This window comes from Fructilactobacillus sp. X8R2C1, from assembly GCF_059900955.1.
In genome coordinates, this window is sequence record NZ_JBWXVI010000001.1 from 213,363 (window position 1) to 228,258 (window position 14,896).

Genomic DNA, 14,896 nt, shown 5'->3' on the forward strand with positions numbered 1-14,896 from the left:
ACAATTTCATTATAACGAAATCTTAATAAAAACGCTATCAGTCACAACCAATAAAAAAAAGAAGCACACGCTTCTCTTTTGACTAAATTAGTCATCCCATTGGTCAACAGTGTCAACTGGAGCATCAGGATTCCCATTCCAACGGAAGTCACCGTACCAAATTGAACGCTTGTCAACGTTAAGGCTATTAATTAGGCGAATGTCATCGTCGTCAAGTTCAAAGTCAAAGATGTCAGCATTGGCTTTAATGTATTTTTCGTGAGCTGACTTTGGAATTGAGATAATGCCTCGTTGCATGTCCCAACGAATGATGATTTGTGCGGTTGATTTACCGTACTTTTCAGCAACCTTCTTAACAAGTGGATTGTTTAAAGCGGCTCCACCACCAAGTGGTGACCATGCTTCAAGTTTAATGTCATTTAAGTCACAGTATTCTTTAATGTCAGCTTCTTGTTCTAATGGATGAAATTCCATTTGGTTAACAGCTGGCTTTACGGAAGCGTGCTTCATCAAGTCTCTTAGACGACGAATGTTGAAGTTTGAAACTCCAATGGCCCGTGCTTTACCTTCATGGTAAATCTTTTCAAGAGCACGCCAGGTTTCCTTGTACTTACCATTAACTGGCCAGTGAATCAGTAACAAATCAACGTATGAAGTTTGAAGACGCTTTAATTGTCCTTCAAAAGCTTCAAGAGTTGAATCATATCCTTGGTCACCATTAAATACTTTAGTCGTTAGAAAAACATCTTCACGTTTTAATCCGTTGTCAGCCAGACCTTTTTTCAGACCCTCACCAACACCGGCTTCATTTCCATATTGTTTGGCGGTATCGATTGCTCGATAACCATCATTTAGTGCCCATTCAACGGATTGAGCGGCGGTTTTATTATCACTCTTCCAAACACCCATTCCTAATTGGGGCATTTCAACGCCATTATTTAAACGTACTTTTGATTCTAAATCTCTACTCATACTTAACACCTCCATGAACTAATTGTAGGATATCACGTTATTTATTTCATGAATTTTGTTTGTTATTTTTAGCGAGCGTCACGGTAAAATCAAGCGTTCCCTTGTTCACGACGTCTAAGATGTACTGAAATAACATCATAATCCAAGAAAAGGCCAACGTGAACGAAGTAATCTCAAAGGCTGTTAGTGAGAAGTAGTGCACAACTTGAAAGAGGATACTGGCCAGCACTAGTAGTAGTCCAATCAAATACGACGTTTTCAGGAAGTTTTTAGAAATTCCAGGCCAAAGCCAACGAATTCCAGCAATCAGAATAATAATAATCCAAACTAACGACCAGCCAAACTGAGTGTGCCAAAAATGCATCCACGGAATCTGAATGTCATTGGGAATAATCCCGATTGCAGCCACGTTAAACGCCATTAACGTCAAAAGGGTTCGTAAAATCCAAGTTTGAATGGTTGGTCTTTGAACTGATTTTAACGAAACAAACAAGAAATCAATCACAGCCCACATCAATAAAGCGGAAAAGATAATGGTCAAGTTAAACTGCCAACTGTCGGTTGCTCGACTCGTCCCCAAAAAGCTCAGATTATGGCGCCACCAGTAGCGATGACTGTTTGACGACATGGAGATCAGAACACCAGAAACAATGATTAGGTTCAAAAGATCGACTAATAAAGTTGGCGTTAGAGCCACTGCCACACTAATCATGACGTAGTTCACGATTCCCTCTAAAATGGCAATGATGATGGTCGCCGTATACACATCGAAAGTGGCGCCTTTAAAAGCAATTCCCAGAATCCAAAATACCCCAAGCAGCCCAACCAATAAACTGGCAGTAAAGGATAGAACAATCGTTGGAAAGTTTCGCCAGTAAATATTGCGATAAATGGTATTTTGTGGATTCTTGCGACTTTTAATGAGAAAAATCGTAAACAGTAAAGCACCAAAAAACAGTCCCAATACAATGGTGCCACTGGCAATCGAATATTTACCACTGATGGGGACGATCTGAAAGTGCCGATACTTAAAAAAGATCAGTGCGATTAACGCGGTCATCACCGCCGGAACCAGCGACCACCAGATCGAAACGTTCCACGAATTCGGCGTGCCATCATTAACTTTCTCTACCGTCATGCCCTGTCTTCGCAGTGTCAAGTTCAATTTGGCTCCCGGCTTAATATGGAGACGTTCAACGACCTGATTTGGGATTGCAATTTTATACTTTGGTTCCGTCATTATGATTCCTCGTTCGTTATGAATTTGAAAATAGTTTTATTCTTCTATTATAACGGACCCAGGACTAATTATTAAAAAAAGAAGCAGAATTCTATGAATTCTACTTCTTAAGTTAGTTGATAATTTTAATTTATTTGTCATCACCAGTGAAATCGAAAACAACACGGCCAACAATCTTACCAGCCTTCATGTCATCAATTACGTTGTTGATATTTTCTAACTTGTCAGTTCTAACGATTGGTTTAACCTTACCTTCAGCACCGAACTGGAAGGTTTCTCTAAGATCTTGTCTAGTTCCAACTAGTGAACCAGCAACTTTAATACCGTCAAGAACGGTCTTGTCGATGTTAAGTGCCATATCACCCTTTGGTAGAGCAACCGCAACTAAGGTTCCGTCAGGACGTAAAGCGTTAACTGATTGAGTGAAAGCATCCTTGTTAACGGCAGTAACGATTGAATCGTAAACCCCACCAACTTTATCTTGAACTTGTTGTGCAACGTTACCGTCATGTCTGTTAATCAAAACATCGGCACCATTTTCTTTAGCAGCTTCCAACTTCTTAGGATCTCCATCCACAACTACAACTGGAGCACCAAAGACGTTTTTGGCAAGTTGAACACCCAGGTTACCTAATCCACCGGCACCAACGATTTCAACCCATTTGCCGGGTCTCGTGTCACCAATCTTTAAAGCCTTGTAAGTGGTAACACCGGCACAAGTTAGTGAAGTTGCTTCAACGGGGTCCAATCCTTCAGGAACCTTAACGGCGTACTTAGCATCAACGATACATTCTTCTGCCATGGCACCGTTAACGGTGAAACCAGAGTTTTTAACGTTACGACATAAGGTCTCATTACCAGTAACACAGTACTCACAAGTACCGTCAGCTGAGTAGAACCAAGCGATTGAAACTCGGTCACCAACTTTTAAGTCGGTAACGTCGTCAGCAACTTGAGTTACACGTCCAACTCCTTCGTGACCAATGATTCGGCCCGGAACTTCACCGAAGTCACCCGAGGCAACGTGGAGGTCAGTATGACAGAGTCCACAATACTCAACTTTAACTAAAGCTTCACCCTCGTGAATTGGACGAAGTTTGACATCTTTAACATCAACGTATCCATCTGAATTATCTCTAACAACTGCTGCTTTTACCATATTAATTCTCCTATTCCCATGATTTATAGTCGTCTATCTATCAACAATTCCTATCATATAGTTAAAATTTTCACGTGTCAACAGGGAATTGTAAGCGATAACAGATTGTAATATATCCTTAAAAAACGAAGAATTAAAAAAGTGATTTATTTCCATGCCCAGGGGTCTTGATGCCATTTATTAAGTCGCTCGTACTGATCATTTTCGATTTGACCGTTGTTAAGCATTTGCTTAATTAGTTCAGGATAAGTTAACAGCGGAACAAATCTTAAATCGGCCTTGTTAAAATTATCGTCGGCATCACTAAAACCATAGGAGAAGATGGAAACTACCCCATCAACTTGATGGCCGTCATTTTGAACTGCCTGAGCCGCCTGAATCACGCTTCCGCCAGTTGAGATTAGATCATCAATCAGCACAATGTGATCATCTGGGCCTACTTTTCCTTCAATCTGTTTACTAGTCCCATGATCTTTTGGTTTGGATCTAACGTAGATCATCGGTAACTTCATTGCTTCAGCTACCCAAGCCGCGTGCGGGATTCCAGCCGTTGCCACTCCGCCAATGACCGTGACGTTCGGAAAATTAGTCTGAATTAATTGACCAAGGGCCTGATAAATCTTTTTTCTTAGTTTTGGATATGAAATCGTTAAACGTAGGTCGGTATAAATTGGCGACTTAATCCCACTGGCAAACGTAAAGGGGCGTCTTGGATTCAGTTGAACGATTTGGTCGTTAACTAGGTCCTTTAAAATTTCAGTTGTACTATGCATAACTAATCTGTCCCCTTTTTTAAATTCCATTCATCATTGTATTTTTGATAAGCCCGATAAGGATGTTCACTCTGCGTAATGGGACGTCCTACGACAATGGCAGACGCACCATCACGTCTTGCTTGTTCTGGTGTTGCCACCCGTTTTTGATCTTCACTGGCGTCGTCTTTACTTCTGATTCCCGGCACAACGTAATCAAAATCATCACCAACTTGTTTCACTAAATCGGGTAGTTCCTTAGCGGAGGTAATGATCCCCTCACAACCAGAACCTTTAGCTAACTTAGCTAGAGAAACCACCTGCTCATTCATGCTCAAAGAACAATTTTGTTCATTAGCGAGTCCCTTTTGCGAAATAGAAGTTAATTCGGTCACCCCTAATAACTCGGGAACCTGATTATGAGATTTATTACTCCCATCCACTAAGCCACGCTTAGCAGCCTTCATCATTTCACTTCCGCCAAGTGTGTGCACGGTCACATAATCAACTCCAAGTTGAGCAAGCTGAAACATACCCGCGTACACAGTGTTAGGAATGTCCATTAACTTCAGGTCTAAAAAGATTGAACACCCCTTATTTTTGATTTCTTTGACCGTCTCAGGACCGTATCGATAGAAAAGTTCCATCCCAACCTTGACCGTCAGTTGACCTGGGTACGCAAACTGATCTAAAAACGTATTTACGTCCATCTGCGTCGGAAAATCCAGCGCAATCATCATTGTCTTTTTCATTTTCTTACCTCACAAAAAAGGACCAATCACAGACGGGTGTCAGAGAATGGTCCTTTACAATTAAATTTATATCAGTTAATAAACATAATCCTGGTTTCTCTGAACCAACTTAATTAATTATTACTCTAAATATAGGGAATATCGATGGAGCCGTCAAGGTAAAAGTTCATCTTGTCAAAACAATTTTACTATGTAATAATCACTAACAGCGTCAAATAAACAAGACCAGTGAGTCTTAATTTGGAGGAAATTATGGATAAAATAAGCAATAATACTGAGCACAGCCATGCATCAATGAGCAAGAACCAGAAACTAGTCTTATTGTCGTCTAGTTCTGGCTTTGGTCTTGAAAACATGGACGTGCTTTTTCTGTCTTTTACAATGAGTTCCATCATCGCATCCTTACACATCTCAGCCGGAGCGGCCGGGTTAATTGGAACCATCACCAACTGGGGGATGCTGCTGGGTGGCGTGATCTTTGGATTTCTTGGTGACCGTTTTGGTCGAGTCAAAACGTTTACCTACACCATCTTCATCTTTGCGTTTGCGACCGCTCTAATGGGGTTTGCCAACAACATCTACTTAATCTACTTTCTAAGACTGTTGACCGGGATTGGAGCTGGTGGTGAATACGGACTCGGGATTACTTTACTAGCTGAAGCATTTCCAAAGAATAAGTTAGGAAAAATGTCATCAATTGCATCTGTCGGCGGGCAAGTCGGTGCCTTACTTGCCGCAATCCTGGCTGCCTTTGTTATTCCACACCTTGGCTGGCATACGTTGTACTTGTTCGGGCTCATTCCGATTGTCCTAATCTTCTTCGTTAGACGCCATTTACACGAGTCAGACGAGTTTCTTGAATCAAAGCAGGAACAGACCATTTCTACTGGCGAAGCCATTAAAAAATACATGTTTTCAGACTTTAAGACCGCTTATCAAAGTGTCGGTTTGATGATTATGACAACCGTTCAGATTGCTGGATACTTCGGTTTAATGAACTGGCTTCCAACCATCGTTCAAAAGCAAAGTGGCTTAAACGTCGCGGGATCCTCACTGTGGATGATTTCCACCATTATTGGGATGAGCGTTGGCATGATGGTGTTTGGCACGATTCTTGATCACATCGGACCACGGCTCTCATTTGGGATCTTCCTAATTGCCTCATCAATCATGGTTTACTTATTGGTCCTATCCCACACAACAATTGCTTTACTAGTGATTGGTGCGGTCGTTGGTTTCTTCTCAAATGGGATGTACGGCGGCTATGGTGCCGTAGTTAGTCAGCTCTATCCCACTGAGGTCAGAAGTAGCGCTAACAACATCATCGTGGGTGTTGGTCGAGCAGTTGGTGGGATGTCATCGGTCATTATCGGGATTTTAATGGATCAGTACAACCTGTACGTAGTGATGATTTTCCTCTCTATTTTATATTTAATCAGCTTTGTCACCATGATCAGCATCCCTGGCATTAAAAAATTAAGTAAAAACACTAAATTAAGTGCAAATAACTAACATTTTTAAGCCAAAAGAACTAAAATAGACATGAATAAATGAAAAAGGGGATATATAACATGGCTGATGATTTTGAAACACCACGTGTATTAGACGAAAAGATGTCAGAAGTATTTGATTGGAGCGATGACTCAATTCCAGTACGTGATGCATTATGGGATCACTACATGGAAGATAACAGTCATGATACCATGAAGACTGAATCTGATATGGAAAAGTACTTAAACATGAGCGATGACGACGTTAAAGCTGATGCTGAAAAGTTACTTAAGAAATAGTTTTTGATTCTTAGAACTCATCATTAATTGATGGGTTCTTTTTTATATAAAAAGAGATGACTGAAGTGTCATCTCTTTTATTTAGAATTAATTGTTAACGATTCGTCTTATTCTACGCCCTTAGTTGAAGATATCATATCTAGTTTTTTTAATCTGCTTCTAATCATTATAATTGTAGACAAAGCAGCTAGGACAACAATCAACGAAGCTAGAACGATACTAGTAATAGAAATAAACGGATAATAAATTATCTGACTGGTATTAAAAGTAGTTACGTACTTGGATAGGAACCAATATCCAAACGGAATTCCCAAAAGCCAACCAACTACCGTAATTGTTAAACTCTCAATAATCGTTAAATTTCGGATCTGTTTACGAGAGAATCCTAATATCTCAAGAGTAGCATAACTTCTTGACCTTTCTGTAAAACTTAGAGATCCCAAATTATAAAGAATTACGATGGTCAAAAGGATCCCAAAGATTTGAATCATCAAGAAAATACTACTCAAATTATTTACCATACTTTTAGCATTACTTTTTTGTTCTTTCAAACTAACAATCTGACTAACATCTGGACTCTTCTTAATTGAATTTGAAACGTCTTGATGATTTGTCAAAATTGACGTTGGTTGAAATTTCAACCCATTATTGGTCCACGTCTGTTTAGTTACATACATTCCTTGTGGTGCATTTGATTTAACGATGCCCTTTACTTTCAGCTTCAATTTATTCGTACTTAACGACGGTTTTATAAAAACGGTATCATTTTTCTTAACGTTAGCAGTTCTAGCAATTCCCTCAGCTAAATATATACCACCATCCTTAATTCTTTGACCATCATCGGTTTTAAGATTGATTTGAGATCCAGAACCTAAGACAGTAAGTGGACGATCAAATTTCCCATTTGGACTTAAACTAGCGTAAAACGTTTCAATCTTCTGCCCATCAGTTTTATTAACAATTCGATTAATCTCTGTCTCACTAGTCTTTTGGTTTAAATTAATCTTTTTAGCGTAGTTATACTCATGTCCATACGTTTGGTTAACCTGATTGTCCATTGAATTTTTCGTACCAAATCCAGTCATCACCAAAGCTAGTCCACCAATAACTCCGATTAATCCCATCAGCATTTGAATTTTATTACCAAGATTATCTCTAATTGACCAACGATTACCAATAGGAATTTTATTCCAAACTCGAGGAAATCTTTCGAGAAAGACTCGTTTACCATTTTTAGCAGTACTACCCTTCCTAAATGCCTGGGCTGGTGTTAATCCATGATTCACTTGCGCCGCTAGTAGTGCTGAAAAAATACATATAATTATTACTCCCACAGCAACGTAGATCGGTGTGGGAGTATAGGCAATTTGCCATAACGGAAGCGAAAACATAGATTTCTGTGAATTCATTACAAATGTTGAAAGTGCTGGAGCTACTATCAAACCAGCAATTGCACCAATTCCTCCAACAAAAAGACCATACATTGAGTAATACATGGACAATGCTATATTGGAATATCCTAATGACTGTAAAGTTGCCATGTCCTTTTGTTGCTGATCAATTATTTTTCTAATAGTGGTATACATGGCCAATACAGCTAATAGAATAAAGATAATTGAAAACAAAATTGAAAGATTACGTATTTGTTTTACTCGATCAACAGCTGTTGAGATGCCAACATCGGATTTTTGAGTTTGCAAAGTGATAAATTTACTACCAATGATATCTCTAATTTTACTTTCAGTTTTAGAATTATCACTGTCTTTAATATCGACAATATTATTAAGGGCTGGCAATTTAAATTTATTGAGCAATGTCTTTTCACTAATGATTCCATACCCATAGTTTTGTTCTTGAGGAGATATGAAATCATTGGTCCCGGTATAATACATCTTGTTCGGAGAATTTATCATACCGACCACTGTTAATTTAATGGGTTGGTTATTGAAATTAATAGTGACTTGTTTTCCTTTCTTTAACCCATTCTTTTTAGCAAACTTCTCATTCAAATAAATGCCCTTAGTATTTTTATTTATATTCTTGCCATTAGTTTGAAATGTACGAGAAATTTCTTGGGTTCCAGGAGTATCAATCTCTAAATAACGTTTATCCCCCTTTAATTGTGCCGTGGTACTAATTTCTGTTTTAGCCGATGTCTTTGAAACACGTGGAATCGACTTAATTGTATTTAGTTCTTTATTGCTCAACCCTGTCGATTGTAATGTCGATGTAGCCAAATGGGTTTCACTCGTATACTGATTAATATTTTGTTTCATACCATTCCATGTACCTTCTAAACCGGTATAAAAAAGAACACTTAGAAACGCCATCAAAAAAACGGAAAAGAATTGAGTCCAATTTTTCACAACCGTGCGGGTTAATTTCTTAAATAAAAACTTCATCCCCAATCAACCTCCTCAACTTCAAGCGGAGTTGGATTGTCAACGATCTTATCTATTTTGCCATCTTTAATATTGATAACTCGATCAGCAATTGGAGCAACTAATGGATTATGGGTGACGATCACCACGGCCGTATTTTCATTTTTACTACCCTTTAGAATTTTAAAAACTCGTTTTGAGGTTTCAGTATCAAGTGCACCAGTAGGTTCATCACAAAGAAGTACTCTGGGATCTTTAGCCAAGGCTCTCGCAATCGAAACACGTTGCATTTCCCCTCCAGATAACTGATCAGGAAAATTATTTCTTTGTTTTAAAAGACCAACCTTTTTCAAATATTCTTCCGACACTTTCTTGTACTTCTTGTTTTTTAATTGTGCCGAAATTGCCACATTTTCAAATGCCGTAAGATTAGAAATTAAATTATAAAATTGAAACACAAATCCGACAACGTCTCTTCGATAAACTGTCAATTGCTTATCTGACTCTGTGTTAATAAGATCATCATTATATAAAACTTTACCTGACGTTGGTTTATCCATCCCACCTAAGATATTTAAAGTTGTACTTTTACCGGACCCACTTGGTCCCAAAATCACCGTTACTTTATTCGAATCAATATCAAAACTAACGTCGTCTAAAGCATGAGTTGTTTCAGATCCATTTTGATAACTTTTACTGACATGTTTTAAGCTAAGCATAAGTGGTACCTCCATGATTAATTATTAGAAATGTGATAGTATCTTAATTTTTTCGCTGATAGTTGGTTTATGATATTGCTCAATAATTTTTTTAGATACCATTTCTCGACTTTCTTTTATTTTTTCATTTGCATCTATTAATGCATCACTCGTTGATACAATCTGAGGTAAGTGAAGTATTTCAATAATTTTATCTACTCGTTCATATGGTGAACCGCCAATAATATGCATAGGAATATTTAATTTCTTATAAGCTTTAAATATTTCCTCATCGGATAGTTGACGATATTTTTCAGAAACCGGTCTGTGGCCATCTGGATCCATCTCAAATTCTATTGGCAAATGAATGATTTCAGTGTAAGTACTTTTAGCATATTTATTAACAACTCTTCCATATCCATTTAAGTATTTTTTCATAAATTTATTAGCATTAATTCCTAAAAAATATTTAATTAATTGTTGGTACCAAGGCGCACCAGGATTAATCCCTATTTTGGTTCTAACAGTTCCATATATCCATTCGTTTAATACCGACCCATCAGAAATAAAATCAGTTTTTTTATCAATTAGTTTTTCTTCAGCTTTAATTCTTTCTTTGAATCTATACAGTCCCAATGCTAATAGTTCTGTCATATTCATATCTTGGAATCTTAATCCTGGGTATAACGAAGTTAAAATTTCCCTAGCAGACAACGCATTAATCATCGGAATACCAGTTGCTATTGATAGTGCTGTCGTAGTTGTTGTTTTTCCAGTAGAATAAGTACCAGAAATAACAATATGCTTCTTTTGATTATTCAAATTAAACACCATCTTTCTGCAGAGCGGTTTTTGCACTCACATAGACTAAGTCCATTTGATCATGACCTCTCATATCCATAGAAAGCCAAGTCGTATCTTTAGTAGTAATGGTCTTATCATTAACTACATCTAAAAATAATTTATCTTTTTGATTTGTCTTTAACAATTTGTTTTTATTATTAAGTTTAAGTTCTAATTTTCTAACCCAAAAATTATTAGAATCATCTCTGGAAACATCCGCCATATTGAACGCAAGAGCTTCACCAAGTTGTGCGAATACAACTAACCAAGACACAAGATATACGGACAATTTATTATCAGACATACCTTCAAAATCACACAATAAAGATTTACTAGATTTAATATTGATATCAAAAATATTATTCCTTATTTCTTTATATTTATTAAATGTATTGGGAATAGATTCCATACATTTTTCAAATAAACACTTAACTTTCATATTTCCGATACTTCCAGTTAACTTAAATAGTCTAGTTAATTTGTCCAATTCAAATTCAACTTTTATATTATTAGAAATGCTAATTGGATTTTTCCCAGTTTTAACGTAAAAATCTGTTAGTATAAAGTCATCACAATTAATCCCCAACTTAGTTAAAATCATATTAAATATTTTTATAGTAATGACTATGGAATCAATACTACTAACATGTTGTGATTGTGATACATTACCCTTAACTGACCAATTATCATATTTAGAAACCTCAACATATGACGTCCATAATCTATCTGTATTTTGAATCAATTTAACATTATGGGATATTTTTTTATACCCACTACCAAAATATCTATTTTGGTAATTCCCAAGTAAATCATCAATAGAGTCAAAGTTCATCTGTACAATCCTCCTTTTATTATTATTTGTATAATATATTTATAAGTTTAAAAATAAAAGTAGGGTAATTTTTTAAAGTATCAGCACAAAAGTAAACTGGAGGCACTTATGGAAAACAATAACATCATCGATGACTGTCCTATTCAACCAGTTGTGGACATCATTAGTGGAAAATGGACCTCATACATTCTCTGGGAAATTTACAATAAAAATAATCATTATGGAGGTATCACACGGGCATTACCTGGAATTAGTACCAGAACATTATCAACAAGATTAAAAATGTTAGAAGACAAGCAAATCGTTACGCGCAAAGTCTTTAATACAAACCCTCCCACTGTAGAATATAATTTAACTAAACGTGGAATGGATTTAGCACCTATTTTAAAGTCAATGAAGAAATGGTCAGAACGATATAAAAAATAGAAGCAAAATGACTTCCAAAAGTCATTTTGCTTCTATTTTTTATATTAAATTGTTAACGATCAGTAACCAGCTTATATCCCCGCATTGGTATCGTCTTAATTTTTCCCTTTAGTCCAACTTGATCTAACTTGCGTCGAAGTAAACTAATGTCATCTTCAATGGCATCCTCGTCAATAAAACTTCCGTTCGCCCACAGAAACGTCATCAATTCCTTTTTGGATACTAACTTATTCTTATGCTCAATGAAAAGGACCATTAGTGAAGTCTCCGTTGGAGTTAGCTTAATAGACTGTGTATTACTACTTAGTTCTCCCACTGCCGGATTTAAATTGAACCCATCAAAACTAAACCTATTACTTTTATCTGCCAAATTCTCATCTCCGATTTTATTTATTAAAATTGTCACAAAAAAAGGAAGCTACCAAGTAGCCTCCTTTTAGAGCTTATTAATCGTTGTCGTCCAAATCGTCGACAACCTTTTTATAATCTTTCATAAATTTATCATAAGCAGCAGAATCGAACTTGTCGAACTTACCAACTTCATGAAGGGTGCGTTTAATTTCATGAATGGCACGGTGTTCTTCTAACCAACGATGAACTTTGTGGCCCTCTTGTGATTCAGTGCCTTCCTTGTCCAAAGTTTTTTGTAGTTCGTTCATAATTTCTGAAATCTTATCTAATGCTTTTGTTTCTTTACTTTCGTCTGACATAACAATCTCTCCCCTTTATTTAAGTATGACATCATTATATCTTGAAACATCAGGGGTTCAAACCAATATGCTCAAGGGTTTAAGAAAGTTATAAGAGTTCTTCTTGATTCTTGTGTCGCTGGACGTACTGAAGGATGTAAACGGCCAAAATAACCAGAACGGCACCAAGGACTTCAATCCAACTGATGTGGGTGTGTAAAAAGATCACACTCAAGATAAAGGTTGCTACCGGTTGAATGGCGTCTAGTAAACTGATAACTTCTGAAGAAGTAAAGCGGGAAGCGTAGATCAGTGATGAGAATGTCAGGAGGGTTCCAAAGAGGATGATCCCACAAACACCAAGGACTCCACCCATTCCTAAGTGGGGCACGTTGGTCCAAACGGGATGATTAATGTTAAAGGCTAAACTGGCAATCAGAGTTCCCCAGCCAAGAACCACGATTGGTGAGTTGTCGTGAGCCAGTGGCCTTGGAAGCACCACGTACAAAGCAGCAGTGATTCCAGAAATGATCCCCCAGAAAAAAGAGTCAAAGGGAATGGATAATTGCGAAAGGTCCCCCTTAGTAATTGAAAGGAAAACTCCAGCTAGCGCCAAAATGAAGACCACGATGTCCATCTTCATGGGCTTTTTGTGCATGAACAGAAAACCACCCAGTAGGATGAATAGCGGTGACAGGTACTGCAAAATCGTGGTGGCAGCGGCGTTTCCAGTCTGGATACTAACGTAGAAACTTCCCATGTTGGCAGCCAAACCGAACAAACCGTATAAAACTAGCCACATGATTGATTTCCATGAACGGAAAACACTAAAAATGCCTTTTCCGTAAATAATGGCACTGACTAGTAATAATACAATGGCAGCCCCGGTAGTTCGTGCTGACAAGAACCACGCAGCTGGAATCCCAACGTTTTGTGAAACGTACTGCGTAATAACGCCAGCAACACCCCATGAAGTTGAAGCAAACGCCGCTAAACTAATTCCTTTAACGGTGTTGCTCATCTTACCCGTTTTACTTTTCATATTCTCTCCTCACAGTCTACTCTTGATCTAAATGTGACTTTGCCTCATCAATCAACTTCAAATCAACGTAATCATTTAAAAAACGTTCCATCGGTGTGTACAAATGTCGTTTTTTAAAAGATACACTAAAATCCGCCACAATGGCAACCCTTAATTTATTTTCCGTCAAAAAACTTGACCAATGCGCTGAAAATGTCCCTTAGTATGTTTCCCGATCCGCCAGGTGTGAAGTTTAAAATTACCCTGCTCATCCCTCTTAATTACGTAATTACCAGAGTCATCCAGTTTAACTGGAACCCCGGTAAAACGAATTACTTTATATTTATCTGCCATGATCTTGGCTAAAGCTTCTGTTGCTTAATATTGCGACGCTTGGAATCCTGCAAGATGTAGATGGCAAGAATTACCAAGGCGGATCCGACAATTTCCATTAAACTAATCTTGGTGTGTAAGAAAATGACACTCAAGATGAAGGTCACTACTGGCTGAACGGCATCAACTAAACTAACATCTTCAGAGGAAGCAAAATGTAAACTGTGAAGCAAACATGCAAATGGGATTACGGTTCCAATGATAACAATGGCACCAATTCCAATGATCGCACCCATCGTTAAGTGAGGTACACCAACCCAAACTGGTTGATGAATGTTAAAGACCAATCCGGCAATCAAGGTTCCCCATCCAAGGACGACGATTGGTGAATTTTCTTCCATTAATGGCCGAGGGATGACAACGTAACATGCGGCCGTAATTCCTGAAACAATTCCCCAAAGTAACGCTGGCAGCGGAATGGCTAACTGATTAATGTCACCCTTGGTAATTGCCAAAAACACCCCGACAAGTGCCAACAGGAACACGATTAAATCAATCTTATAGGGACGTTTATGAAAGAACAAAAAGCCCCCTAAAAGGATGAACAGTGGTGATAAATACTGCAAGATGGTTGCTGATGCTGCGTTTCCGTCCTGAACACTAAGGTAAAACGACATCAGGTTGGCACCTAAGCCAATGATTCCATATGCCACAATACAAATAATCGATTTCCAGTCCTTAAAAACATGGAAGATTTTTTTCCCATACATAATCGAACCAATTGCTAAAAGTAGAATCCCGGAAAAAATAGTTCTGACGGACAAGAACCATGAAGCTGGAATAGCGGCATTTTGTGAGACAAACTGCAAAACAACCCCAGAAATACCCCAAAAAGTGGATGCAAGGGTTGCCCAAGCAATGCCTTTTAATACTTTACTTTTTCCAATGCTAGTCTTTTCTTCACTCATATTTTCACCCTAACTCGGCATAAACCGATTTATTTTTTTA

16 protein-coding genes and 1 pseudogene are annotated in these 14,896 nt (G+C 37.8%); 3 read left to right on the top strand and 14 right to left on the bottom strand.

What is annotated here, in order from left to right; genetic code table 11:
• Positions 1 to 87 precede the first annotated feature (87 nt).
• From AC6UD6_RS01165 to pyrF, 5 genes are all read right to left on the bottom strand, one after another.
• On the bottom strand, positions 88 to 972 hold the full coding sequence (locus AC6UD6_RS01165) for an aldo/keto reductase (protein ID WP_500693406.1): 885 nt from the start codon (positions 970 to 972) through the stop codon (positions 88 to 90).
• Positions 973 to 1,018: 46 nt separating this feature from the next.
• Positions 1,019 to 2,212 (bottom strand): AbrB/MazE/SpoVT family DNA-binding domain-containing protein, encoded by a 1,194-nt coding sequence (locus AC6UD6_RS01170; RefSeq protein ID WP_500695359.1) that lies wholly within the window; start codon positions 2,210 to 2,212, stop codon positions 1,019 to 1,021.
• A 130-nt stretch (positions 2,213 to 2,342) separates the two neighbouring features.
• Positions 2,343 to 3,371 (bottom strand): alcohol dehydrogenase AdhP, encoded by a 1,029-nt coding sequence (gene adhP, locus AC6UD6_RS01175; protein ID WP_500693404.1) that lies wholly within the window; start codon positions 3,369 to 3,371, stop codon positions 2,343 to 2,345.
• A 146-nt stretch (positions 3,372 to 3,517) separates the two neighbouring features.
• A complete protein-coding gene (gene pyrE, locus AC6UD6_RS01180) occupies positions 3,518 to 4,144 on the bottom strand; it encodes an orotate phosphoribosyltransferase (protein ID WP_500695360.1) in 627 nt (208 codons plus the stop codon).
• Between the two features lie 2 nt (positions 4,145 to 4,146).
• Entirely contained in the window at positions 4,147 to 4,875 is a 729-nt protein-coding gene (gene pyrF / locus AC6UD6_RS01185; RefSeq protein ID WP_500695361.1) for an orotidine-5'-phosphate decarboxylase, read from the bottom strand.
• Between the two features lie 252 nt (positions 4,876 to 5,127).
• Between pyrF and AC6UD6_RS01190 the strand changes: the two genes are divergently transcribed.
• Both AC6UD6_RS01190 and AC6UD6_RS01195 read left to right on the top strand, forming a co-directional pair.
• Complete coding sequence (locus tag AC6UD6_RS01190; protein ID WP_500695362.1) at positions 5,128 to 6,387, top strand: MFS transporter; 1,260 nt, start codon at positions 5,128 to 5,130, stop codon at positions 6,385 to 6,387.
• Positions 6,388 to 6,446: 59 nt separating this feature from the next.
• The gene (locus AC6UD6_RS01195) at positions 6,447 to 6,665 is read left to right on the top strand and encodes a P8 family protein (RefSeq protein WP_500695363.1); all 219 of its coding nucleotides are present in this window, start codon (positions 6,447 to 6,449) and stop codon (positions 6,663 to 6,665) included.
• Between the two features lie 107 nt (positions 6,666 to 6,772).
• Here the strand turns inward: AC6UD6_RS01195 and AC6UD6_RS01200 are convergent, their stop codons facing one another.
• The 4 genes from AC6UD6_RS01200 to AC6UD6_RS01215 are packed head-to-tail and all read right to left on the bottom strand — an operon-like array spanning position 6,773 to position 11,419.
• Positions 6,773 to 9,067: an ABC transporter permease gene (locus AC6UD6_RS01200; protein WP_500695364.1), complete on the bottom strand. Its 2,295-nt coding sequence runs from the start codon at positions 9,065 to 9,067 to the stop codon at positions 6,773 to 6,775.
• Positions 9,064 to 9,765 carry an ABC transporter ATP-binding protein gene (locus tag AC6UD6_RS01205; protein ID WP_500695365.1) on the bottom strand — a complete coding sequence of 234 codons (702 nt, stop codon included), beginning with the start codon at positions 9,763 to 9,765 and terminating at the stop codon, positions 9,064 to 9,066. The genes AC6UD6_RS01200 and AC6UD6_RS01205 overlap by 4 nt, the downstream gene beginning before the upstream one ends.
• 24 nt (positions 9,766 to 9,789) lie before the next feature.
• A complete protein-coding gene (locus AC6UD6_RS01210; protein ID WP_500695366.1) occupies positions 9,790 to 10,566 on the bottom strand; it encodes an AAA family ATPase in 777 nt (258 codons plus the stop codon).
• A gap of 1 nt (position 10,567) precedes the next feature.
• Positions 10,568 to 11,419 carry an AvrD family protein gene (locus tag AC6UD6_RS01215; RefSeq protein WP_500695367.1) on the bottom strand — a complete coding sequence of 284 codons (852 nt, stop codon included), beginning with the start codon at positions 11,417 to 11,419 and terminating at the stop codon, positions 10,568 to 10,570.
• Positions 11,420 to 11,527: 108 nt separating this feature from the next.
• Between AC6UD6_RS01215 and AC6UD6_RS01220 the strand changes: the two genes are divergently transcribed.
• Positions 11,528 to 11,845 (top strand): winged helix-turn-helix transcriptional regulator, encoded by a 318-nt coding sequence (locus tag AC6UD6_RS01220; protein ID WP_500695368.1) that lies wholly within the window; start codon positions 11,528 to 11,530, stop codon positions 11,843 to 11,845.
• Positions 11,846 to 11,897: 52 nt separating this feature from the next.
• Here AC6UD6_RS01220 and AC6UD6_RS01225 read toward each other — a convergent pair whose 3' ends face one another.
• The 5 genes and pseudogenes from AC6UD6_RS01225 to AC6UD6_RS01245 form a co-directional block, all read right to left on the bottom strand.
• Positions 11,898 to 12,215 carry a winged helix-turn-helix domain-containing protein gene (locus AC6UD6_RS01225; protein WP_500695369.1) on the bottom strand — a complete coding sequence of 106 codons (318 nt, stop codon included), beginning with the start codon at positions 12,213 to 12,215 and terminating at the stop codon, positions 11,898 to 11,900.
• Positions 12,216 to 12,291: 76 nt separating this feature from the next.
• Positions 12,292 to 12,555, bottom strand: coding sequence for a hypothetical protein (locus AC6UD6_RS01230; RefSeq protein ID WP_500693395.1), 264 nt, complete (start codon positions 12,553 to 12,555; stop codon positions 12,292 to 12,294).
• Between the two features lie 88 nt (positions 12,556 to 12,643).
• Positions 12,644 to 13,576 (bottom strand): DMT family transporter, encoded by a 933-nt coding sequence (locus tag AC6UD6_RS01235; protein ID WP_500693394.1) that lies wholly within the window; start codon positions 13,574 to 13,576, stop codon positions 12,644 to 12,646.
• A 16-nt stretch (positions 13,577 to 13,592) separates the two neighbouring features.
• Positions 13,593 to 13,909: pseudogene (locus AC6UD6_RS01240) on the bottom strand (DUF7671 family protein).
• An 8-nt stretch (positions 13,910 to 13,917) separates the two neighbouring features.
• Entirely contained in the window at positions 13,918 to 14,856 is a 939-nt protein-coding gene (locus AC6UD6_RS01245) for a DMT family transporter (protein ID WP_500693392.1), read from the bottom strand.
• Between the last annotated feature and the right edge of the window lie 40 nt (positions 14,857 to 14,896).